The organism is Aggregatilinea sp., from assembly GCF_036822615.1.
Classification (GTDB): Bacteria; Chloroflexota; Anaerolineae; order Aggregatilineales; family Aggregatilineaceae; genus Aggregatilinea.
Map to the genome: position 1 here is coordinate 35,215 of NZ_DAISHJ010000001.1, position 23,884 is coordinate 59,098.

Annotated in this window: 18 protein-coding genes and 1 riboswitch; of the genes, 14 read left to right on the top strand and 4 right to left on the bottom strand. The window is 61.4% G+C overall.

Annotated elements, in window-relative coordinates; all coding sequences use genetic code 11:
• The first annotated feature begins 108 nt into the window (after positions 1-108).
• The 5 genes from V7116_RS00185 to tdh all read left to right on the top strand — a co-directional run bounded on the left by V7116_RS00185 (position 109) and on the right by tdh (position 5,610).
• Positions 109-1,401, top strand: coding sequence for a M16 family metallopeptidase (locus V7116_RS00185; RefSeq protein WP_324389161.1), 1,293 nt, complete (start codon positions 109-111; stop codon positions 1,399-1,401).
• A gap of 4 nt (positions 1,402-1,405) precedes the next feature.
• The gene (locus tag V7116_RS00190) at positions 1,406-2,731 is read left to right on the top strand and encodes a M16 family metallopeptidase (RefSeq protein ID WP_324389163.1); all 1,326 of its coding nucleotides are present in this window, start codon (positions 1,406-1,408) and stop codon (positions 2,729-2,731) included.
• A complete protein-coding gene (gene acpS, locus V7116_RS00195; protein ID WP_324389165.1) occupies positions 2,731-3,114 on the top strand; it encodes a holo-ACP synthase in 384 nt (127 codons plus the stop codon). The genes V7116_RS00190 and acpS overlap by 1 nt, the downstream gene beginning before the upstream one ends.
• 48 nt (positions 3,115-3,162) lie before the next feature.
• A riboswitch (cobalamin riboswitch) is annotated at positions 3,163-3,312 on the top strand.
• Positions 3,313-3,461: 149 nt separating this feature from the next.
• On the top strand, positions 3,462-4,406 hold the full coding sequence (locus tag V7116_RS00200; protein WP_324389167.1) for a prenyltransferase/squalene oxidase repeat-containing protein: 945 nt from the start codon (positions 3,462-3,464) through the stop codon (positions 4,404-4,406).
• 151 nt (positions 4,407-4,557) lie between these two features.
• Entirely contained in the window at positions 4,558-5,610 is a 1,053-nt protein-coding gene (gene tdh, locus V7116_RS00205) for an L-threonine 3-dehydrogenase (protein WP_324389170.1), read from the top strand.
• Between the two features lie 52 nt (positions 5,611-5,662).
• On the opposite strand, the gene V7116_RS00210 is transcribed toward tdh, so the two are convergent.
• From V7116_RS00210 to V7116_RS00225, 4 genes are all read right to left on the bottom strand, one after another.
• Positions 5,663-7,087 carry an MFS transporter gene (locus V7116_RS00210; protein WP_324389172.1) on the bottom strand — a complete coding sequence of 475 codons (1,425 nt, stop codon included), beginning with the start codon at positions 7,085-7,087 and terminating at the stop codon, positions 5,663-5,665.
• A gap of 133 nt (positions 7,088-7,220) precedes the next feature.
• Positions 7,221-7,547 carry a hypothetical protein gene (locus V7116_RS00215; protein ID WP_324389174.1) on the bottom strand — a complete coding sequence of 109 codons (327 nt, stop codon included), beginning with the start codon at positions 7,545-7,547 and terminating at the stop codon, positions 7,221-7,223.
• Positions 7,548-7,550: 3 nt separating this feature from the next.
• Positions 7,551-9,989, bottom strand: a complete 2,439-nt coding sequence (locus V7116_RS00220) for an HAD-IC family P-type ATPase (protein ID WP_324389176.1) — start codon at positions 9,987-9,989, stop codon at positions 7,551-7,553.
• Between the two features lie 32 nt (positions 9,990-10,021).
• Entirely contained in the window at positions 10,022-10,795 is a 774-nt protein-coding gene (locus tag V7116_RS00225; protein ID WP_324389178.1) for a hypothetical protein, read from the bottom strand.
• 149 nt (positions 10,796-10,944) lie between these two features.
• Here V7116_RS00225 and V7116_RS00230 point away from each other — a divergent pair, with 149 nt between their 5' ends.
• The 9 genes from V7116_RS00230 (at position 10,945) to V7116_RS00270 (ending at position 23,755) form a co-directional block, all read left to right on the top strand.
• Positions 10,945-12,792, top strand: coding sequence for a DUF389 domain-containing protein (locus V7116_RS00230; RefSeq protein WP_324389180.1), 1,848 nt, complete (start codon positions 10,945-10,947; stop codon positions 12,790-12,792).
• A 25-nt stretch (positions 12,793-12,817) separates the two neighbouring features.
• Complete coding sequence (locus tag V7116_RS00235; protein WP_324389182.1) at positions 12,818-14,314, top strand: hypothetical protein; 1,497 nt, start codon at positions 12,818-12,820, stop codon at positions 14,312-14,314.
• 2 nt (positions 14,315-14,316) lie between these two features.
• Entirely contained in the window at positions 14,317-15,894 is a 1,578-nt protein-coding gene (locus V7116_RS00240; RefSeq protein WP_324389184.1) for an ArnT family glycosyltransferase, read from the top strand.
• Positions 15,895-17,469: a hypothetical protein gene (locus V7116_RS00245; protein WP_324389186.1), complete on the top strand. Its 1,575-nt coding sequence runs from the start codon at positions 15,895-15,897 to the stop codon at positions 17,467-17,469.
• A gap of 159 nt (positions 17,470-17,628) precedes the next feature.
• Positions 17,629-18,366, top strand: a complete 738-nt coding sequence (locus tag V7116_RS00250) for a response regulator transcription factor (RefSeq protein ID WP_324389188.1) — start codon at positions 17,629-17,631, stop codon at positions 18,364-18,366.
• Positions 18,367-18,413: 47 nt separating this feature from the next.
• The gene (locus V7116_RS00255; RefSeq protein ID WP_324389190.1) at positions 18,414-19,481 is read left to right on the top strand and encodes a sensor histidine kinase; all 1,068 of its coding nucleotides are present in this window, start codon (positions 18,414-18,416) and stop codon (positions 19,479-19,481) included.
• A gap of 264 nt (positions 19,482-19,745) precedes the next feature.
• A complete protein-coding gene (cpaB, locus tag V7116_RS00260; RefSeq protein ID WP_324389192.1) occupies positions 19,746-20,858 on the top strand; it encodes a Flp pilus assembly protein CpaB in 1,113 nt (370 codons plus the stop codon).
• A 124-nt stretch (positions 20,859-20,982) separates the two neighbouring features.
• Entirely contained in the window at positions 20,983-22,305 is a 1,323-nt protein-coding gene (locus tag V7116_RS00265) for an AAA family ATPase (RefSeq protein ID WP_324389194.1), read from the top strand.
• Positions 22,306-22,360: 55 nt separating this feature from the next.
• Positions 22,361-23,755, top strand: a complete 1,395-nt coding sequence (locus tag V7116_RS00270; protein WP_324389196.1) for a CpaF family protein — start codon at positions 22,361-22,363, stop codon at positions 23,753-23,755.
• Positions 23,756-23,884: the final 129 nt, after the last annotated feature.

Below are 23,884 nucleotides of genomic sequence, written 5' to 3' on the forward strand. Positions count from 1 at the left end.
CCGGCAGACGGGGGCATACATGGTCATTTTACGCAGGGATGCCACGGATCGGCATCCCTGCTAAACTTAGGGCACAAGACGGTCGGCGCTGTAGTGGAAGGACTTGGAATGCCAGGTGAGGGGCACGGCGTAACCCGGCACATACTCGACAACGGCCTTACCATTTTGCTCAAAGAGGTGCACACCGCGCCGGTCATCAGCTGGTGGGTCCTATACCGCGTTGGCAGCCGCAACGAGCCGACCGGGCACACCGGCATCTCCCACTGGGTCGAGCACATGATGTTCAAGGGCACGCCAAAGTATCCCGCGGGCGTGCTGGATAAGGCCGTGGACCGCGAGGGCGGCATCTGGAACGCGCAGACCTCGTATGACTACACCGCCTACTTTGAAACGATGCCTGCCAGCCGGATCGCGCTGGCGCTGGAAGCCGAAGCCGACCGGATGCAGAATGCCGCGTTCGATCCCGACGAAGTGGAATCCGAGCGAACGGTGATCATCTCCGAACGCCAGGGATCGGAGAACTCGCCGGGCTTCTGGCTGTCGGAAGCGGTGCGTGCGACGGCCTTCCGCGTGCACCCGTACCACCACCAGATCATCGGGGACATGGCCGATTTGCATACCATGACCCGCGACGATCTGTATACCCACTACCGGACCTTTTACGCACCGAATAATGCCATCGCCGTTGCCGTGGGCGACTTCGACAGCGCCGAGATGCTGGCGCAGATCAAGGCGCTGTACGGCTCGATTCCGGTAGGCGCCGCGCCGCCGCTGTTCAACCGCCCGGAGCCGCCGCAGCAAGGCGAACGCAGCGTGCGCGTGGAGCGCGAAGGCAGCGCGGCGACGATCTTCACCGCGTACCGCGCGCCCGCAGCGACCGATCCCGATTGGTTCAAGCTGGCTCTGGTAGACAGCATCCTGGCGGGCGCGAGCGCACCGGGGGGTGATGGTATTGGCAACAAGACTTCGCGCTTATATCGCGCGCTCGTCGAGACGGAACTGGCGGCATCGGTGGGCGGCGGACTGTACCCGTCGATCGATCCCTACCTGTTCAGCGTCATCTTGACCGTGCGTGATGGTCGCCAGATCGAGGAAGTGCAGGCCGCGCTGGATGCCGAAATCGACCGGCTGGTGGCAGGCGATCTGACGCAGGCCGAACTGGACCGGGCGAAAAAGCAGGCGAAAGCGCTGTTTGCGTATGGCACGGAAGGCGTCACCGGGCAGGCGTTCTGGTTGGCGTTCTCTGAGAATTTTTCCGGCTACGAGTGGTATCTACACTACCTGGATCACCTCGATGCAGTGACCCTGGACGATGTACAGGACGCCTCACGCCGGTATTTCCGCCGCTCGCAGCGAACGGTCGGCTGGTTTATCCCCACGAACAGCGGGCAGGAAGGCTGACGCAATGACATTACCTGTTGAATCCCTGCCGGGGCCGGATGATATTATCCGGCGTGAGCTGTCCAACGGCATTGTGGTGCTGGTGCGCGAGAACTTCAACGCGCGTTCGGTCGTGCTGGCCGGGTCGCTGGATGCAGGCGCGGCGTTCGATCCGCCTGATGCGCACGGACTCGCCGCTATCACGGCGTCCGCGCTGCTGCGCGGCACGGAGACGCGCGACTTTGCGGCCATTCACGAGTTGCTGGAGAGCAACGGCGCGAGTCTGTCGATCAGCGGCGGGCTGCATACGGTCGGGTTCTCCGGCAAGGGACTGGCCGAAGATCTGCCGATGCTGTTCGATCTTGTGGGAGACGCCCTGCGACATCCGGCTTTTCCCACGGGGCAGGTGGAGCGGCTGCGCGGTGAAATCATCACCGGACTGAAGATCCGTGAAAAGGACACGCGGTATATGGCCGCAAGGACTTTCCGCGAACTGGCGTATCCCGCAGGGCATCCTTATAGCCGCCAGCCCGAAGGGCGGTTGGCGACGGTGGCGGCCATCACGCGTGACCAGATGTCCGCGTTTCACCGCACCCATTACGGCCCGCGTGGAATGCTCGTGGTGATCGTCGGCGCGGTGAATGCCGAGCGCGCGCTGTCACTGGTCGAGGAGACGTTCGGCGCGTGGGAGAATCCCGATCAGCCTGCAATGCCGCTGGCGCCGGACGGTGTTGGGTTGGACGCGGCGCGCACGCAGACGATCACGTTGCCGGACAAAAGCCAGATCGATCTGGTGCTCGGTGTGCCGGGACCACCGCGCCGCGCCGACGAGTGGCAGGCCGCGACCCTGGCGAACGCCGTGCTGGGCGTGTTTGGGATGTACGGACGCATCGGCGCGGAAGTACGTGAAAAGCGTGGGCTGGCCTATTACAGCTACAGCCGCCTCGATGGCGGTATGGGGCCGGGCCCGTGGCGCGTAATCGCGGGGGTGAATCCGGCGAACGTCGAGCGGGCGCTGGAGGCCATTCGCGGCGAGATCCGGCGGATCGTCAGCGAGCCGGTTCAGGAGTCAGAGCTGGCGGACGTGAAGGCGAATTTCATCGGGCGGCTGCCGCTCCAGCTTGAGACGAACGAGGGCGTGGCTGGCTCGATCCTGTCGATGGAGCGCTACGAATTGGGGCTGGACTACCTGCGCCGCTATCCCGATTTGATTGTATCGATCACACCGGAGGCGGCGCTGGATGCCGCGCAGCGTTACCTGGACCCGGACGTGTACGCGCTGGCGCTGGCCGGGCCGGAACTGCCGGACTTTTCCGAAAGCGCCCCCACTGAGGCGCAGTCGGAGGCGTAATGCTGCGTATTGGCGTGGACCTGATCGAAGTCGAGCGCGTCGAGCGCGTGATGAACCGGTATGGCGATCGGTTCTTCGAGCGGTTTTTTACGCCTGCCGAGCGCGCGCAGTGCAAGGATCTTCCCGTGCGGTTGGCGGCGCGCATCGCCGCGAAAGAAGCGGCAGCGAAGGCGCTGGGAACCGGCATTGGGGACGTGCGTTGGATCGATATCGAAGTGTCGTCTGACGATCGCGGCGCGCCGCACCTGCATTTGCACGCGGCGGCAGCGGAACTCGCGCAGGAACTCGGGCTGTGCGAGTGGCAGATCAGCCTCAGCCACACGGCGGAACATGCCATCGCGTTTGTGGTCGCCGTGGGAAATGGAGCCGCTTCGCAGGAGTAGACCATTGTAACCCCCCGCGGCTCGCGTTATACTTCCTGCCATTGTCTAACAACTATGAAACGTCCAGGTGACGAACGCCCGGAAGCGTTCGTCGTAATGGGGGAAGCCGGTCCAAGTCCGGCGCTGTCCCGCAACTGTTGTGCGAGGAGTTTCACAGCCTCGCAGAGCCAGATTACCCGCCTGGACCGCCATATACATTACCCATCTCTCGCGGATCGGAGGTGATTCATGCTGTTCTCAGCGAGCTAGAACAGCGCCTTTCTTAACCGTCGGGAAAGGCGCTGTTTTTATTGGGCTCACTTTCCCCTGCATGTTGTCTTTTTTCAATTTCGAGGAGCATGATCCTGATGAAACGTTCTCATCTGTTGAGCACTATTGTGGCGCTGGCGCTGATCCTGGCGCTGGCGATCCCTGCGTTCGCGCAAGACGATACCGATCCCGCGCTGGCGGCGGTTGATTACCTGGATTCGATCCAGAATGCGGATGGCGGCTTCCCGACCGGCTACGCGCCGGAAAGCGATCTGACGACGACGGCAGACGCGATTATCGCGTTTGTCGCGGCGGGTGAAGATCCTAATGCGGTGCTATCGCCGGACATGGCAAATCCGTACTACTTCCTCGGCCAGCAGGTTGAGGCCGGGAACGTCACGGCTGCCGGGCAGGTTGCGAAAGTCGCCAATGCGGTCATCGCGGGCGGCAAGGACGTCACGGCGTTCGGCGGGCATAATCTGGTGAACGATCTGCTCGCGCTGCAGGACGAGAGCGGCCTGTTCGGAACCGGCGCGTTCGATCACTGCCTGGCGCTGACCGCGCTGGAAAACGCGGGCGTCGAGCTTCCTGAAGGCGCGGTGGATGCAGTTATCAGCGCGCAGACGGAAGACGGCGGCTGGGGCTTCGGGCCGGATCAGCCTGCGGATAGCAACACGACCGCGATCTGCGTGCAGGCGCTGGCCCTGACGGATCAGGCGGACGCGGTTGACGCGGCGCTGGCCTACTTCGAAGCCATTCAGAACGAGGACGGCGGCTGGCCGTACCAGAGCCCGAGCGACTACGGCACCGACAGCGATGTGAACTCGACTTCGGTCGTGGTTCAGGCACTGCTGGCGGCGGGCGAAGATCTGGCCGACTGGAATACCCCGCAGGACTGGCTGCTGTCGTTGCAGACGGAAGAAGGCGCGTTCGGCTACCAGACGGCCATGCCTGACGCGAACATTCTGGCGACGATCGCTGCGATCCCGGCAGTGGAAGGCGTTACGCTGACCGCGTGGGCGCCCATGCCCGAAGCGGAATAACGCCGGTTCGGAACATACACTAAACACGAGGGGCATGCAGACGACCGCATGCCCCTTTCTTTTTTGGACTTGTTGCGGCTGCATATGGGGGCTAGAATCAGCCGCATGTGAGGTTTATCTAGCGCTTTCGCTGCCACAGGATGCCATACACATGACGGATACCCTACCGAAGATGATGAAGGCCGTGGTGAAGGCCAAACGCGCCCCTGGCCTTGAACTGACCGAATGGCCTGTGCCGGAGATCGGCCCCGGAGAAGTACTGGTGAAGGTCCGTGCCGCGTCGATTTGTGGGACGGACCTTCATATCTATAAGTGGGATGAGTGGGCGCAGAACCGCCTCAAGCCGCCGTTTGTGGTCGGTCACGAGATCGCGGGCGAGATCGCGCAGGTTGCCGATGACGTGACGAGCGTGAAGGTGGGCGATTACGTCTCGCTGGAAAGTCACGTCGTGTGTAACGAATGTTTCTATTGCAAAACCGGACGCGAGTATATCTGCGAAAACACGAAAATCCTGGGTGTGGATCGTGACGGCGGATTTGCCGAATATGTCGCTGTGCCCGCCCAGAATGCGTGGAAAAATCCGCCCGATCTGCCGCTGCGCATTGCGGTGATCGAAGAAAATTTCGGCAACGCCGTGCATACGGCCATGGCGCAGGATCTGTCGGCCAAGTACGTGCTGGTGACCGGCTGCGGCCCGGTGGGCATCATGGCGATCGCCGTGGCCAAGGCAGCGGGTGCGCGGCGCGTGTTCGCTACCGACATCAGCGACTACCGTTTAGCGATGGCGCGCAAGATGGGCGCGGATCTGACGGTGAACGTGCTGGAAGAAGACGTGGTCGGCAAGCTGCTTGAGGCGACCTGCGATGAAGGCGTGGATGTGCTGCTCGAAATGTCCGGCGCGCCTAGCGCCATCGATCAGGGTTTCACGGTGCTGAAGGAAGGCGGCGAGGCGGCGCTGTTGGGCCTCGCACCGGGACCGTTCACCTTTGACCTGAACCAGCACATCATCTTCAAGGGTGCGATCGTGCGCGGTATCGTCGGACGGCGGCTGTGGGAGACGTGGTACCAGACGCGCGGCCTGCTCGAATCGGGCGCAGTTGATCTCAGCCAGATCGTGACACATGAGTTTACTCTGGAACAATTTGACGAAGCCTATCATGTCTTCATGAGCGGCGAGAGCGGCAAGATTATGTTCCACCTGTAGACGCCAGAGCCGAGGGCGGATCGCAGGAACTGATCCGCCCTCATTTTTTGAACTATTCCCCGGCGAGCCCTTCGGGTGCCAGCTCGCTGAGCCTCATTTCCTCAGATGCCTGTGCCGCGGGCTGCGGCGAATCGTCAACGTCGCGCAGCGCCCACCACGACACGATCCCCGCCAAGAAAATGATGACGCCCGCCCAGGCGAACACGCTGCGCGCGCCGATAGGGTCCATCAGGTAGCCCGCCGCGCCCATCGAGGCGATGTTTGCCACGTTGACGATGGTGTTCTGTGCGCCGGATGCCCGTCCGAGCTTTTCCTGGGGCACATGCTGCTGCATCAACGTCGCCGCGATGATCTGGGGCGGAGAGATAGTCAGCCCGACCAGGAACAGCACGACGATCATCAGCGAGTAGCTGCGCGTGACGGCCACGAGCACCGTGGTCACCCCGAACGCCAGCATACCCAGCCCGATCAGATTCCGTGCCCGGTAGCGCGCAGCCAGGGTCGAGATTGCCATGCTGCTCAGGATGATGCCCGCCGTTTGCGAGAACCGAATGGGGCCAATGCCCGCTTCGTTCATGCCCAGCTCGTTGACGAGCAGCGGTACGAAGGTGACATTTGCCGCGCCAAGCCCCAACATCATCGCCAGAAAGCTGATGAGTACGCCGCGCATGATCGTATCAGTGAGGGTGTAGCGCACGCCCACGACCAGCTCGCCTGCCATGGCCCGCGCGGTGTTCCAGATACTGTCCAGGGCGCTGCCGAGCGTATTCAGGCTTGCCTGAGCGGCCTGCATGGCGCCCTGGCGTGTGACGCGGCCCGAAATGCTGATGCGCGTGATGAAGTAGGCGGACACGAAAAACGACAGGCTGTCGATGATAAACGCCGGGGCCGTCGCATCAGCCCAGCCGACGAGGATGCCCGCGAGCGCCGCCCCTACGACGAATGACAGTGTATGTGTCAACTGGCCGAAGGCATTTGCAGCCAGCAGCTCTTTCTTATTCAAGATCATCGGCACGAGAGCCGTGCGCGCCGGATAGAAGAACGCGCTGACGACGCTGGATGAGACTGACACGACGAAGAAAATCCAGACTTTGTCCCATTCGTCCACGAACAAATAGGCCAGCGTAATGAAGCCGCGCATCAGGTCAGCGATGATCATCATGTGTTTGCGGTTGGCACGATCTGCCACGGTTCCCGCCACGAGGCCCAGGACGAGCGTGGGCAGCGCGCCGATCACGGCCAACAGGCCAATGACTGAGCCGGATCCCTTTCCTGCATCGTCGGCCATACGAATGATGGCGAACAGCATCGTGTTGTACGCGACAGCGTCGCCAAGCATCGAGATCATTTGCCCGATCCACAGGTTGCGGAAATCGGGCACGGCCAGGACGCTGAACACACTGGTTCCGTCCCGGTAAAACAGCTTTGCGCGGAACCGGCGCATAGCAAAACCAAGACCAGATACACTGCGGTGCATGATCTTCAATCCTTATCTACCGTTTTTCAGGGCAGCAGAGCAGGGCGGTTGAACGGTGAACGGGCATCCTCTGGTGAGATAAAAACAACCGCGCCCGACAATGCGGCGCGGTTGGATGTTTCACACAGAGATGCTAGCGATCCAAACTGGAAGTTTCATTATTATCCAAGAAATAGAGGTCGTCAAGCATTTGATCGATCTCGCCCTCATCTGCAACTTCGTAATCCTGCTCCAATGGCTCAATTTCGACCGTTTCTTCAGGAAGCTCGTACGGGGGCAGCACGACGGCATAGCCATTCTCGGTGGCCCACTGCACCATCTCTTCGATGACCTGGGCGATCTGCGGACCGTCCAGGGCGACAGGGCCGCGCCAGATGACGGGTGGCTCGGGCTCCGTGCCATCGCCAGCGAACAGCGTGATATGTCCATCTTCCGCGATGATGATATAGGCCGGTTCCACGGCTCACTCCTTTGGAATGAATACGCGGGTGAACACATCATAGCGCCACAGCAGCCGGATGGCGATAGCCCAAAGGATTGCCGCCGCAATGACGACCGCAAAATCGGCCCAGCCCAGAACCGACAGCTCAAAGAAGTGGCGCATCGGCGGCACGATATATACGACGACAAATGCGCCCAGCATCGCAAGGGCAAGCCAACGGCGGCGCGGATTATCGGTGCGCGGCGCGCTGCTTTTCCACACCTCGACAGGGTGCTCGGCCAGGATGATAAGCCACAGGCCGCAGAACAGCGCGGTGAGGGTCAACATCGTGCGCTGAAGCTCGACGCTCTGGTCGCGGTAGAGCAGGTAGACAACGAGCCCGACGATCGTGATGCTGAAACCGGTCGGAAGCGCGAACTCGCCCACGACTTTGAGCAGGCCGCGTTTATCCGTTTGCCCGGCGCTGGCCCAGACGGTCAGGATGACGGCGGGAATGCCAACGGGTAGCGTCGTGAGCAGGGCGTTGTGGCGCGGCGTGAAGGGGAAGTTCGCGCCGATGAACCCGGTGATCATGATCAGCAGGGCGGCGTAGATGGTGCGTGTCAGGAACAGACGCATGACGTCTTGCATGCCGTTCAGGATGCGCTGGCCTTCTTTGATCGCTTCCGGCAGAACGCTGAATTTATCGCCCAGCAGCACCATATCCGCGACGCTGCGCGTGGCCTGACTGCCGCTTTCCATCGCAATACCCATCTGGGCCTGCTTCAGCGACAGGACGTCGTTCACGCCGTCGCCAATCATGGCGACGTAGTGTTCATCCGCGCGCAGAGCCTGCACGATGCGCTGCTTCTGTTCCGGCGTGATGCGCCCGAAAACCGTCGCTTCGTTGACGGTTTCGGTGAACCGGCCTTCGCTCATCTCGGCCAGATCCAGGCCGGAGACGACGCTCACCTCGCGGCTGATCCCGGCCTGCTGCGCCAGGGCTGCGACCGTCTGCGGATTGTCGCCGGAGATCAGCTTGAGCGCGACGCCCGCTTCGCGGAAGCTGTCCAGAACGTCTTTGACGCCGGGGCGCAGCTCGTCCGAAAACGTCAGCCAGCCGAGCGGTTCCAGGTCGCCGGGTGGCTGCGGCGGTCCGTCCTGGGAGGTTCCGTTCAAGGCTGCGCCGCAGCGCGTGAAGATCAGGACGCGCAGCCCTTCGTCGGCCCACGCGCCGATGTCGCTGTTCAGCGCGTCGCCATCCGGCACGTAGCGCAGCAGGACTTCGGGCGCGCCGAGAATGAGCGTGTTCGATGCGCCGTTTGTGCCGAAGGTCGCGCCGCTCCACTTGTACTCGGATGAGAATGGAACCTCCGCTGTGATGGGTTTGGCCTGGCCGGGCAACGCGTCGGCTATGGCTTCGGCGGTGCGGTTGACTCGCCCGGTGCTCGCGGCGAAGTCGCCCAGAAGCTGCCGCAGCTCGGCTTCCGCGCAGCGAATGGGCACCACGTCGCGCAGCATGATCCGGTTGGTGGTCAGCGTGCCGGTTTTGTCCAGGCAGAGCACGTCTACGTTGCTCAGCGACTCGACGGCATTGATCTGCTGCACCAGCGCCCCTTGCCCCGCGATACGTACCGCGCCGAGCGCATAGGCGACGGTGATCATGAGCAGGAGGCCCTGAGGGACCAGCGAAATTACCACGGCGGCGGACTTGACGCCGTTGCGGAAGGGCTCATCTTTGACGGCAAAGGACAGAAACAGTAGGATCGAAAACAAAATGGCGAGCACGACCAGCGACCGCACCAGGATGCTGATCTGCCTCTGGAGCGGCGTCCACACGCGGCGATATTCGCGCGCTCCCGCAGTGAGCTTGTTGGCGAAGCTGTCGCTGCCGACGCGCTCGGCGCGGTAAACGCCGCTGCCCGTTACGCAGAAACTGCCCGAAAGCAGCTCGTCATCTTTCTCTTTGGGCACGAAGTCCGATTCGCCGGTGAGCAGCGATTCATTCACGTCGATGCGTCGAGAGGTGAGCAGTCGCCCATCGACCACGATCTGATCGCCGGGGTGCAGGACCAAGGCATCATCCAGCACCACGTCGCCGGGATCGATCTGCGCCTCCTGGCCGTCGCGGATGACGGTTACCTTGGGGCGCGTCAGCAGGGCGATGCGGTCGAGCTGGCGTTTGGCGCGCAACTCCTGAAAGACGCCGATGACCACGTTGATCAGCACGACGCCGCCCGTGACGAACGCGTCACCCGGCTCCCCGATGATGACCAGCACGATCATGATGCCGAACAGGATGACGTTGGTCAGCGAGGCGAAGTTCTCGCGGAGGATCTGCGGTAGGGTACGGCTCGTCTTGACCGGCATGACGTTACGCTGGCCGCGCTGAAGACGCTCCTGTACTTCAGCAGCGGATAGGCCGCGGATGCCCGGAAACGAGGCGCTTTCCTGGGCGGTGCTGCTGGCGGGATCGGACATAACGCTCTCTCTCCGCGAGTGCGATGGGCGAATTAAGCGGTGCGCAGAACCTGCGCGACGCGAGCCTCGACCTCAGGGTCGAGCGTCCTGTACCAGATATGAGTCGGGGGCAGGGCCAGGAAGATGTCGCGCACAAAAATGAAGCGGGTCGGGGAGGTGTCCCACAAGTAGGTCGCCGGTTTGGTCTGATCCAGCGGCCACAGGTAGGCGCGTTCGTCGCGGACGGAGTGCACGAAATAGCGCACGGTCTCAGCCAGATCCTCGCCCGGCGCGACGCTGACATCGCGCGAATCGACCGGCAGCGTTTCCCACGTTCCGGCTTCCGCAGCGCGGCCCTGCTGGCGCGGATGAACCCAGGTTTTGCCTTCCCGCCGCCAGTCGAAGCCAGGGCGCATGCAGTACTGGCGCTCGTAGGGCCAGCCCCGGTACTCGTTGCTGGCATGTGTGCCTTCGTGCAGGAAGACGCGGTAGAGCAGCGACGGATCGTGGCCGGGATCGCCGATCCGCAGGGTGCCGCTGCCGTAGCCACCACCACCCGGCGTGCGATCGATCCAGAGGTCCAGCGGGTGGGCCAGAAACGGGCTGTAGAATGCGGGGCCCAGCAGGGCAAGCGTTTCGTTGATGAGGTGAAGCTCGACTTTACGCCAGGGACGCGCACCGCGATCAGGTGTGGCTTCGAGGATGCGTATCCCGTAGTTCATTGCGATGTCGCCAATTGCTTCAGCGTGTTCAAAGGCTGCACGATCGATCGTCTCTTCACCGGCGAGACGCCTGAACATGCCCCACAGTCCTGTTTGTTTGGTCATTGTCCATCCTTCCCGTCGATCTGTGACGATATCTTACGGCGTTCCTGGAGGTTTCGCCATGTCGAATTGGAGTGTATGATTCTGGCGATTGTACTCTCAACGTTGTTTTTGTCCTAAGTCAATGAACCGTGGAAACTCGGCAGCAACCTATGGGCGATGAAAAGAATAATCGTGCCTCGGTCGATACCCGGCGTGTGGTGGTCCCGGTCGCAAACCCTTCCACCGCACCCGGCCTCATTCGATTGGCGTGCAAGCTCGCTGCCCCTCAGGATGGAGAGGTCACGGCCCTGTACGTCGTGCTGGGATCAGGTGAGGACGACGGCGAAGCCCTCGAAGATCTCGAAGCGATCGTCGAAGAGACCCAGGCTGCCGGATCCCCCGTAGAACTGGTCACGCGTAGCGCGACCAGTGTCGCACGCGGCATCCTTGACGCGGCGCGCGAACAGGGCGCGACCCTGCTATTGATGGGCTTCGAAGCACCTTCAAAGGGTAAGGTCGAGCTTGGCCCTGTTGTGGACGCGGTGGCGCGCATTGCGCCATGCGATCTGCTTGTGTTCCGGCATCCCCCTCACATGAAACACGCGTTTGAAGATATCGAGCACGTGATTTTGCCGCTGGACGGGCGCGAACACTCGCACATCGCTGCACGATTTGGCGTATTTCTGGCGGGGATTGTTGACGCGCAGGCATCGGCGGTCTACATCCAGACGACACCCAATGCTCCAACGTGGTACGGCCTGGGACGGATCGAGGCGTCGCTGCAAGGCGTGCCGAATGCGCAGCGGGTGCACCGGCAGGTGGTTCAGGCGGGGAATGTTGCGGCGGGCATTCTTTCACGGGCCGATCCTGAAGATTTGATCGTGCTGGGGTTTTCGGAACGCAGTTCGCTAGATCGCTTGATCTATGGGACGGTTACGCAGCAGGTGCTTACCCAGGCGCCCGGCCCGGTGCTTGTCGCCAAGCGCGCCATGCGCGAAGATATGCCTGCCATCGAGCGGGCGGGGCGGCGTCTGCTGGCACGACTGTCGCCCACACTGACGCCGTACGAGCGCAGCGAAGTGGAACGCGTGGCGCTGGAAACAAGCCCGGTCAACATCAACTTTATTGTGCTGATCCTGCTCTCCGCGGTGCTGGCAAGCTTTGGCCTGCTGCAAAACAGCGCCGCCGTGATCATTGGCGCGATGCTGGTCGCGCCGCTGATGTCGCCGCTGATGTCGTTCTCCGTTGGATTGGTCCAGGGGCAGCCGCTGGTGCTTCGCCGCGCGGCGATCACTACTGTGTTCGGCGTTTTGATGGCGCTGCTGGTAGCCATTGCGGTTGGTGCTGCGATGCCGGTTAATTTTTCGACTTCCGAAATGCTGGCGCGCGGGCAGCCGTCGTTGATCGACATGGGCGTGGCACTGGCGTCGGGGGCTGCAGGTGCGTATGCGCTGGCGCGGAAAGACATTCCCTCGGCGCTGGCAGGCGTTGCGATCGCCGCGGCCCTGGTTCCGCCGCTGTGCACGGTGGGGCTGGCGCTGGCGTTCACCGATCGTACGCTGGCATCGGGCGCTGCGCTGCTGTTTTTGACGAACATCGTGAGCATCAGCTTGGCGGGCGCAGTGATCTTCGCGTGGCTCGGCCTCCGTCCTGACCGGCGGGTTCGAACGCGCTTTGGCTGGACCGTCTCGTTGGGGCTGCTGCTGATCCTGACCGTGCCATTGGGCAGCGCCTTTTTGAGCGCCGTGCGGACCGAACGCCAAACCGACGCCGCACGCACCATTTTGGAGCGAGAACTGACGGACGCCGACGTGCTCGAAGTCAAGCTGACTTCGGGGACGCCGTTGATTATCACGGCGACCGTGCTCAGCTCAGACTGGGTGTCTTCGGCTTCGGTTTACGCGGCGCAGAGCGCATTGGCGGACGAGCTGGATCAGGAGGTGCAGCTTACCGTGACGAACTGGCGAGCGATTACACCCCAGCAGGCGGAACCGTCTGATCCGGGAATCCGGCCCTGAGGGGCATTCGACGAGTAGGAGCAGCATGACTTTCGCGCGGAAACTGACTACCGAGCGGCTGGCAGCAGCCATTCTGTTCATCATGTTATTCGCAATCGCGGTGCGCGTTCCACTGGACACGGACACATGGTGGCATATCCGCAGTGGCGAGCAGATCGTCGATACGGGCCGCGTTCCTCACACCGATCCGTTTTCGCACACGCGGCTGGGTCAGGACTGGATCGATCACAGTTGGGGATCGCAGGTGGCTCTGTACGCGGCCTATGAGTTGTTCGGGGGCGGAACCGCGCCGGGAGATTCAGGCAACATCGGGCTGGCGCTGTTTACCGCGACTCTGGCAACGATCGGCATGGCCCTTGTGTATCTGATGTGCGAGGGCAATGCGTACCTGCGCGCGTTTGCGGTCGTGCTTGGAGCGAGCGCCGCGGCAGTGTTCTGGTCGCCGCGCCCTCAAATGTTTTCGTTTGCGCTGAGTGCGCTCGTGCTTTACCTGCTGATGCTGTACAAGCGGAAACACATCGATCGCTTGTGGTTCATTCCGCCCATCATGGCGCTGTGGTCCAACCTGCACGGCGGGTTCGCGTTGGGCTTCATCATTATGGTTGGGGTGCTGGCGGGGGAGGTGCTGGGTAACCTGTTCAATCCCGACGACGAGCGCGTGATCCGCTGGACGCGCTTGCGGAAACCTGCACTCGTCGCGGTGGTATCGATCCCTGCGATCATGCTCAATCCCTTTGGCGTGACGATGCTGGGCTATCCCCTGCGAACGGTGCGCATCGGCGTGCTGCAAGATTACATCCAGGAGTGGGCTTCCCCGAATTTTCACCAGCTTCAGATGTGGCCGTTTGCGCTGTTGCTGCTGGATACGCTGGTGGCGCTGGGATTGACTGCACGCCGGGCTGATTGGACGGATCTGGCGCTGACGGCGGGGACGGCGATGCTGGCGCTGATGGGCGGGCGAAACATCGCCCTGTTCGCCGTTGCCGCCACGCCGGTTCTCACGCGTGCGGTGGACGCGTGGCTGGAGGATCGCGGGTGGCAGATTGTACCGGCGCGGCGCGTTCGTGGGGCGCGGCTCGCGCTCAACTGGATCTTACTGGCGGTGATCGCGGCAGGTGCGCTGGCGAAAATCGCCGCGACGTTGAATACCACGACGATGCGCGACGCGCAGAAAGCCAGTCTGCCGGTCGAAGCGGCGGCCTACCTGAACGAAACGCCGCCGCCGGGGGAAATGTTTAACACCTACAATTGGGGCGGCTATTTGATGTTTGCCGCGCCCGATGTGCCCGTATACGTCGATGGGCGCACGGACCTCTATGACGACGATTTCCTGCGCGACTATCTCAAGATCACCTATTTGCGCGACGACTGGCTGGATAAACTGCAAGCGCAGGACATCGGCTTTGTGGTGATCGAAGCGAACAGCGTGCTGGCTTCCGGCCTGCGCGCCTATCCTGATTTGTGGCGCGAGCGGCAGTTCGATGACGGGCGATCCTCGATCTTCGTGCGGCAGGAGTCGTGAGCATGCCATCCGATTCGCGCGCATCACGCCGTCTCTACGTCGTGATATTTCTGCTGGCCCTGATCGTCGCTGCAGGGTATGCAGCCCTTATCTCACAGCCCGGCTATACGGATGCCTACTACTACTACAATGGCGGTGCGCGGCTGGTGGAGGGTGACGGGCTAACCGATCCCTACCTGTGGATGTACCTGAACGCGCCCGATAAGCTGCCCGGCCCCAGCCATACCTACTGGATGCCGATGGAATCGCTGTTGGTGGCCGCCAGCACGGCGGTGTTTGGCGTAGGATTCGGGGCTGCACAGGTGCCTTCGGTGCTGTGTTTTGCCGGGCTGGTGACACTCGCCGCCTGGATTGGCTGGCGGATCGGTGGAACGCAGCGCTATATGGTGATCGCGGCGCTGCTGGTGCTGTTCAGCGGTTACTTCACACCTTACTGGACGGGAACCGATACGTTTGCGCTGTATGGCCTCGTCGGGGCGGGCGCTCTGGCTGCGGTCGGGCAGGGGCGCGGAGAGGGATCGTGGCGCTGGTTTGCCGTGGCCGGAGCACTGAGCGCAGTCGGACATTTATCACGCGCGGATGGCCTGCTGCTGCTAATCGTGACGCTGTTGGTGGCGGTGTGGCCTGCAGCCTCCCTCTCTTCCTCACAGCGCGGGCGAAACGCAGCCATTGCGCTGGGGGCGTATGCGATCGTGATGCTGCCGTGGTTCGTGCGGAACCTGTCGGTGATCGACTCGCCGCTGCCGGTTGACGGGATGCAAACGGTCTGGCTGCGCGGCTACGAGGATCTGGTCAACTATCCGCCGGGCGTGACCTTCAGCGATTTTCTGCATTGGGGCGTCTGGAACATTCTCCAGTCGCGGTGGGTGGCGTTCCAGAATAATGTAGGCACGTTCGTTGCGGTCGAGACGTGGATCGTGTTGGGGCCGTTCGCATTGCTGGGGCTGTGGACGCGCCGCCGCCACCCGATGGTTCCTGGCGTGGTGCTCTATGCCCTGGGTCTGCATGTTGCCATGACATTTGTATTCGCATATCCCGGTTACCGCGGCGGCCTGTTTCACTCGTCTGCGGCGCTGCTGCCTTTCTGGGCCGCGTTCGGACTGGCCGGACTGGATGACGCGATCGCCTGGATGGCGGTTCATCGAGGCTGGAAAAAGCGACAGGCACAGCGTGTCTTTTCAACGGCGCTGGTCGTGCTGGCGGTGGCGCTAAGTCTGGGACTGCTGCTTGGACGCCGGTCGGGTTGGAACACGGCGGACGAACTTTACACGACCATTGACTCGGATCTGCCGCCGGATGCGGTCGTCATGATCAACGATCCGCCGAGCCTGTATTACCATACGGGCCTGAGCGGGGTCGTGCTGCCGAATTCCGATCCTGACGTCGTGCCGGAAATTGCGGCGCGATACGGCGTCACGCACCTCGTGCTGGATATCAACCGGACGCAGCCTTTTGCAGCTTTGTTCGAGGGGCAGGACCGGCGTCCGTTTTTACGTGAGATTCGTGTTTACGATCGAGGAACCTCAGATCCCGACGATGATTTGCGCCTGTTCGAGATCGTATCGACCGTGGAGAACTAAATGGTGCGTCGGCTGCTGGATAAACGGGATACGTTAATTGCGCTGGCGGCGGTGCTTAGTGTCGTCGTGTACGTGGTCGTGTCGGCGGTGATGTACGAAGTCGGATTTGCGCTGGACGACGCATGGATTCATCAGGTGTATGCGCGCAATCTGGCGGAGCATGGGGAATGGTCATTCCTGGCGGGGCAAAGCAGCGCGGCTGCCACGTCACCGCTGTATGCCGTGCTGCTGGCCGCCGGACGATGGCTGCATCTGCCGATGTTCGTGTGGACGTTCGCCCTGGGCGCGCTGACGCTGGCGATGTGCGGGTGGTTTGGCGCGCGTCTGGCCGAGCGGATGTTCCCATCGATAAAACGGATTGGGTTGTTGACCGGCCTGGCGATGGTGTTGACGTGGCATCTGGTCTGGGCGGCGGTTTCCGGAATGGAGACGAGCCTGTTTTGCGCATTGGCGCTGGCCGTGATGTGGCTGGGATGGCGCGAGATCGATGCTGCGGCTCAGCCGATGGCAGCATCGCGGCGCGCGATGCACGGCGGGCTGTTGGGGTTGGTGGGTGCTGCGCTGACGACCACGCGCCCTGAAGGAGCGGGACTGCTGGCGCTGATCGGGCTGGCCGCGCTTGTTGCGTGGCCGCGTGAGCGATCGGGGTGGGGCGATTTCGCGGCCTGGGCGGTGGGAGTCGCCGCCGGGTGGCTGGTGGGCATGGTGCCGTATGCCCTGCTGAACCTCGACATCGCAGGGTCGATGCTGCCGGATACGGCGTCGGCCAAACAAGCCGAATATGAGCCGCTGCTTTCTTTGTCACTCGCGGAACGTTATGGGCGGCTGGTGCTGCCGATTCTGGCAGGCGCGCAGATCATGCTGCTGCCGGGGCTGGTGGCCGGCCTGCGGTCGGCAGCGATCCGGCTGCGATCGTCGCGTACGGCTCTGATGCTGTTCGTGCCGCTGGCGTGGACGCTGCTCGATCTGACGGCCTACGCACTGCGCCTGCCAGCGAATTACCAGCATGGGCGTTACGTGATCCCTGCGCTGCCGCCGATCGTGTTGTATGGAGTAGGGGGCACACTGCTGATCGTACGGGGCGGCAGCCAGTCGATTGCGGGCCGTGTGCTCACCCGCAGTCTGGCGGTGTCGGCTGCGGCGCTGTATGTCGTCTTTTGGGGCGTGGGCGCGCAGGCGTATGGCCGGGATGTGCGGATCATTCAAAGCGAGATGGTCGCCACAGCGCATTGGGTCGAGGCGAATATCCCGGCTGACGTGGTGCTGGCCGCGCACGATATCGGCGCGCTGGGATACTTTGCGCCGCATCCGCTGGTCGATCTGGCAGGGCTGGTCACGCCGGACGTCGTGCCCATCATACACGATCACGAGGCGCTGATGGCGCTGATGTGCGCACGCGGCGCGCAGTATCTGATGGCGCTGCCGGATCAGGTTCCTGCCGATCTGGACGATCCTCACCTCGGGAACGCGCCCGTTTACATCACCAATGCGCCGTATGCGCTGGCGATGGGGTATGGAAACATGGCGGTCTATCGTTTGGAGTGGGAAGACGAGTGCGGCGTTTCCGCACCATAGTAAATGCGGCTGCCGCGTGCTGCCCGCTGCGTACGACGCCCGTAAGCACTGGCGGTGGGGTTGCTTGTGCGCTGTTTTTGTACTATGGTATACTCCCGAAAATGTAAATTTGAACCGAGAATTTGGGACCATCGCACTAATGAGAGGCCGTGTCCCCAAATGAACGAAAATCAGGCGGGTGACGATCTGCGCACCCTCCGCCTAGTCATTGTGGACGATCACCCCGTGTTTCGACAGGGGGTCCGCAACCTCTTCGAAGTTGAAGAGGGCGTTGACGTTATTGCCGAAGGCTCCAGCGGGGAAGAAGCGCTGGATCTCGTGCACCAGCTTCAGCCGGACGTCATCGTGCTGGATATTAACCTGCCGAATATGAACGGGCTTCAGGTGACCAGCCGTCTCAAGGCAAGCCACCTCAACACACGCGTGGTGCTTCTGACAGCGTATGACGACCGCGAACAGGTTCTGCATGCAATGCGATCCGGTGCGTCGGCGTACTGCCCGAAAGATATCGAGCCGGAGCTTTTGGTAGACATCGTGCGGCGCGTCGCAAATGGGCTTTTTGTGGTGGATAACCGCACCTTCGACGAAGAGGCGCTGAAGCTGTGGCTGGATGCAGGCGTTGAGGCGGCAACCGGGCCTTACATGGTCGATCCGGGCGAGCACTTTGTGCCGCTCAGCCCGCGCGAGATGGAAATCTTGCAGTATGTTACGCAGGGTAAGAGTAACAAAGAAATCGCGCAGTCGCTGGGCATCAGCCACCAGACGGTGAAGAATCATATGACGTCCATCTTGAAGAAGCTGGACGTGCGCGACCGCACCCAGGCCGCCGTCTATGCACTGAAACGGGGTTGGGTCCGCCCCAGTGACGCCGATCCCGACTTGAAACATGACTGGTAAGGAACGAGCAGAAACACACAAGGGCGAATCGCATGGCGCAGAGCGCGATGTCATCACGAGATGAGGTACTGGCCGAATTTCGTACCGAGCACGACCGGATTAAGGGCCGTATTCGTGAGAACCAGCAGCTCATCGAGCAGAGCCAGCTTGAAGTGGACCGGCTGCGTGAGAAGAACGTAGCCGTTAGCTCGCAGCTCCGGCGCGTCGAAGGTAATTTCGATACCATTCCGCGCGCGGACATCAAGACTGCATACGATGACGCGCTGGATGCCAAGACGCGTTTGCTGACGATGCAGGGACAGCTTGAAAAGCTGAAGGGAACTCAGGAAGAACTGCAATACTTCGAGCAGCTCGTGGGCCGCTTCCTGGGCCTTCTGGAAGGGGTTATGCCCGACCGGCTGTCGAGCACGGCAGGCTACATGCCTACCACGCCCTCCACCGCGCCCGATGGCAGCCTGTCGAATCAAGTCATCATCCGTATCGTGGAAGCGCAGGAATCCGAGCGCCAGCGCCTTGCCCGCCAGATGCACGACGGTCCGGCGCAGTCGCTGACCAATTTCATCCTGCAGGCAGAAATCTGCCAACGCCTGTTCGACCGCAACCCCGATCGCGCACGGGACGAGCTGGATCAGCTTAAGGTGGTTGCCAGCGGAACCTTCCAGAAAGTACGCGACTTCATTTTTGACCTCCGTCCGATGATGTTGGACGACCTCGGCCTCGTACCGACGATCCGCCGGTATGTCGAAGCCTACCAGGAAAAGACCGAGATCGAAACGCAGCTTAACGTTCTGGGCGATGAACGGCGTTTGCCGGGCCACATTGAAGTGATGATGTTCCGCTCGATTCAAGAAATCATGGGGCACGCCCGCGACAGCCTGGGCGCTAAATCGATGAGCATCGTGCTTGATATGGGGCCGGAGTGGGCCAAAGCGACGATGGAGACAGATGGTCGCGGCTTTGATCCGGCGCAGGTGCTCTCCGATACGCACGACGAGAACCTGTTTGGCCTGAGAACACTGAAGGAACGTGTCGAACTGGTGGGGGGACGGTTGGATGTCACGAGCGCCGAAGAGGGGCTCAATCGCTTCATAATTCTGCTCCCCGCAAATTCTTAACGCAAGCACGTTCACCCGGTGCTCAAGCATCTTTCCGTGCCGCCTAATGTTGGGCCAAGGGCGGCACGGTAGGACTTTCCTACTGTTTGCGTAAATTTTGCATCTGGATACACTGAAGATGCTAAGCGTCAATCTCATCTTAATCAATTAACAGTTTATTGAGGCTGCCATTTTCGTCTCCGCGGGAGGGTGTTCATGCGAGGCCGAGTACTCATTCTTATAGGCGCCATTATCTTACTTGGTGTGGTATTGGTTGCCCTGCTTATGTTCCGTCAGGATGACGGCGGGACTGACGGTGTCTCGACACAGACCGCTGGCGACCTCGCACCCCAGATCAACGATCAGGGTACGCCGGTTCCGGTTGCGCAAGTGGAGCCGATGGTCGATATCGTTATTGCCGTGCAGGACCTCCCGCGCGGCCTGAAGATTCCCGAAGATGGCGTGAGCCTGCAGCCGTGGCCGGAGCGGGCGCTGCCGGAAGAGGGAAGCTACTTCACCAACACCAGCGACGTGGTTGGGATGATTGCCCGTACGGACCTGACGCGCGGCGCACCCGTGCTGCGGCGCCAACTGGTTGAGGACCTGCGCGACATCGCGGCGACCGGCTCCGATGCAGCGGCCATCCTTGAGCCGGGGACGCGTGCGGTATCCGTGCCGCTGGACCTGTCGGGTATCGGCTCGGTGGCGTACGGCATTCAAGACGGGGACTACGTGGACGTGATCCTGTCGTTCCTGTTCATTGATGTCGATGAAGAATTCCAGACCCGCCTGCCGAACAATATCTCGATTATCACCTCGCTGGAAACGGGCGAGTTGGTCATCGGCTCTCCGCGCCAGGGCCGTCAGGAACCCAGCCCGCTGTCGCCGCAGGGTGTCTTGATCAGCCCGAGCGAACAGAACCAGCGCCCGCGCCTGGTAACCCAGATGACGATCGAAAATGCGTTCGTGGTCCATGTCGGATACTTCCCGGCGGATGGACAGTTCATCGGCTCGACGCCGACGGCGCTGCCGGTTGCTGCTGCGCCGGAAGCTGCGGGCGAGGAACAGGCGAATGCGACTCCACAGCCGACGGCAACGTCGTACACGCCCTCTATCGTCACCCTGGCGGTTTCGCCGCAGGATTCACTGGTGCTGACCTGGGCTGTTGACTCGCAGATTCCGATCACGTTGGCGCTGCGCCCGGCGGGCGACCTGAGCACGTCGCAGACGCAGTCTGTTACCCTGCAGTACATGATCCAGAACTTCAATATCACCCAGCCGGACCGTTTGCCCTTCGCGTTGGAACCACCGATCACCAGCGTCCGTCGCTTCGACCTCGGCACGGTGTTCAGCTTCCTGGCCGATAGCGCGTCTGCTGATACGGCGGCTGCGCAATAATGACGCGCGGCTATGAAGAGCAGTAACGGTTAAGTCCCCACGAGGTAAGAGCGCGACCCGAACATTTGGGTGGGTCGCGCTTTTCCCCTACTCGTATAGAGAACGTTCTCATTGCGAGGCCTGAATGACTAGCGGATCGCAGAAACAAGTAATCAAAGTTCTAATCGTCGATGACATCCCTGATGTACGCGACAATCTCCGCAAGCTGCTGGCCTTCGAACCGGATATTGAGGTCGTAGGCGCTGCCGGAACGGGGCGCGAAGCTATCCAGATTGCAACGGAGATGCGGCCCGATGTCGTGCTGATGGACATTAACATGCCGGACATGGATGGCATTACGGCCACCAAGTCTATCAGCACAGCGGTCCGTACCGCAGCAGTGGTTATTGTCTCGGTTCAAAGTGAGCCTGGTTATCTCCGGCAGGCGATGCTGGCCGGTGCGCGTGACTTCCTGACCAAGCCGATCGCCAGCGAAGAACTGTATACGACCATCCGGCGCGTATACGAGCGCAACGAGCCAGTGCGCCAGCAGGAAGCACAGTTGGCTGTGGCGGGCAGAACCACGAAGGGCGAGGTGCCCAAAAAGGTTGCTGCGGCAGCGCGTGCAGCCGGGCATATCATTGTGGTGTACAGCCCGCAGGGTGGGGTAGGGACAACGACGATTGCCACCAATCTGGCATCGGCCCTGATGCGCCCGGATACTCGTGTGCTGTTGGTGGACTGTGCGCTCCAGTTTGGAGACGTTGATGCGTTTTTGAACCTGCAGTCGACGGCGAACATTTCCAAGCTGACCCAGTCGGTTAATGACCTCGATGCAGATGTGATCGAAAATGTGGTCATTACTCACGGGAGCGGCCTCAAAGTGATCACTGCGCCATCGCATCCCGAGCAGGCCTACGACATCACGTCCGACGAGATCAAAGACCTGATGCTGATGCTGGGCACGCTGTACGACTATATCATCGTGGATACGCCGACCCAGTACGACGACATGACTCTGAAGCTGTTTGAAGTCGCGGAACGGATTGTGATGGTTGCCAACCCGACTATTCCGTCGATTCGTAACAGCCGCAAGATGATCGATATCCTCGATGTGGCTGAGCGGCCTGACAAACTGTCTGATAAAGTGATTTTTGTGCTCAATCGCGTGGTGAATGAGAAAGAACGCGGGCATGGCACAGTCCCGATTGCGTCGATCGAAAATCACGTGAAGCGCAAAGTGACAGCGGCGGTTCCGGCGGACGATCGTGCCGTGCTGACGGCGGTGAACCAGGGCGTGCCGTTGGTGGCAAAGCTGAAGTCGCGGTCACCCGGTCGAGAACTGGTGCTTCTGGCCGAGGCTGTGCGTAAATCGGTCGAGTCTGAAGGCGACGAAGAAGATACCGAGGAAAAGCCAACGGAGCGGTCGAAGAGCGGGCTGCGGGCTTTATTTGGCGGATCAGGATAATTGGCTCACGACTATCAGGATATGCCCGTAAAACAGTGAACGTGGAGGAAGTGCGATGTCGTTATTAAGGCGAATTGATCGCGGTGGTCAGGACGAAGAGCCGCCGCAGGATTCCAAACTTGCCCAAATGCGTCGCCGGACGGCGGTTCCTCCGACCGGGGGGAACCCTGCCGCACGGACGGATAATAATACCTACCTGGATCTTAAGAGCCGCGTTCAGAACAAGCTGCTGGCCGAACTTGATACGAGTGTGGACCCGCACTCGCCTGAGGTTCGCACCACGATCGAAGAGTTGTTCACGACGATTCTGGCCGAGGAAAGTATTGTTTTGGGGCGCGCTGAGCGCCAACGCCTTTTCGAAGCCATCGTTGCGGAAATTCTGGGTTTCGGCCCGCTGGAACCGCTGCTTGCCGAAGACAGTATATCTGAAATCATGGTCAACGGGCCAAAGAACGTTTACATCGAGAAATCCGGTAACCTTACACGCTCGAATGTGACTTTCGAGGACGATGACCACGTGCTGCGCGTGCTGGACCGCATTGTCGCGCCGCTGGGCCGTCGTATCGACGAAAGCTCGCCGACGGTGGACGCTCGTCTGCCCGATGGCTCGCGTGTGAACGCCGTAATTCGCCCCATCGCGCTGTGCGGCCCGACGATCACCATCCGTAAGTTCTCCAAGCGGCCTCTGACGGTTGAGGACCTTATTCGGTTTGGCTCGATGACGCCCGAAATTGCGGAGTTCCTGCGGGCGTGCGTTATCGGAAAGCTGAACATCGTCGTGTCCGGCGGTACGGGGTCGGGCAAGACGACGCTGCTCAACGTGCTTTCGAGCTTCATTCCCAACGACGAGCGCATCATCACGATCGAAAACGCCGCTGAGCTTCAACTCCGGCAGGAACATGTGGTAACGCTGGAAAGCCGCCCTCCGAACATTGAAGGGCGCGGTGAAGTGAGTATCCGCGATCTTGTGGTGAACTGCCTTCGTATGCGCCCTGACCGCATCGTGGTCGGGGAGTGCCGTTCCGGCGAAGCCCTGGACATGCTCCAGGCGATGAATACCGGTCACGAAGGATCGTTGACGACATTGCACTCCAACAGCCCACGCGATACCCTGGCCCGTTTGGAAGTGATGTGCCTGATGGCGGGGGTGGATCTGCCTGTACGCGCTATCCGCGAGCAGGTGGCGTCCGCTCTGAACCTGATCGTTCACCAGGAGCGCCTGCGTGACGGGACACGCCGTATCGTGAAGATTACGGACGTGCAGGGCATGGAAGGTGACGTGGTCACGATGTCTGACATCTTCGAGTTCGAACAGACGGGCATCGAAGCGGGCAAGGTGATCGGGCGTATTCGCCCGACGGGCCTGCGCCCCAAGTTCATCGACAAGATCGAAGCGGCGGGCATCCATCTGCCGCCAGCCGTCTTCGGCATTGGCATGTCGCGCTACTAGTCGAACACGACGAGCCGCGGGGCAGTCCGGTTGGCGCCGGAAGCTCCGCGGTTCGGTTACCAAACAGGACCAGATGGGGAGTTACGACACGCGAATTCCTGGTACAATGAAGGAAAGATTGCGTGATTA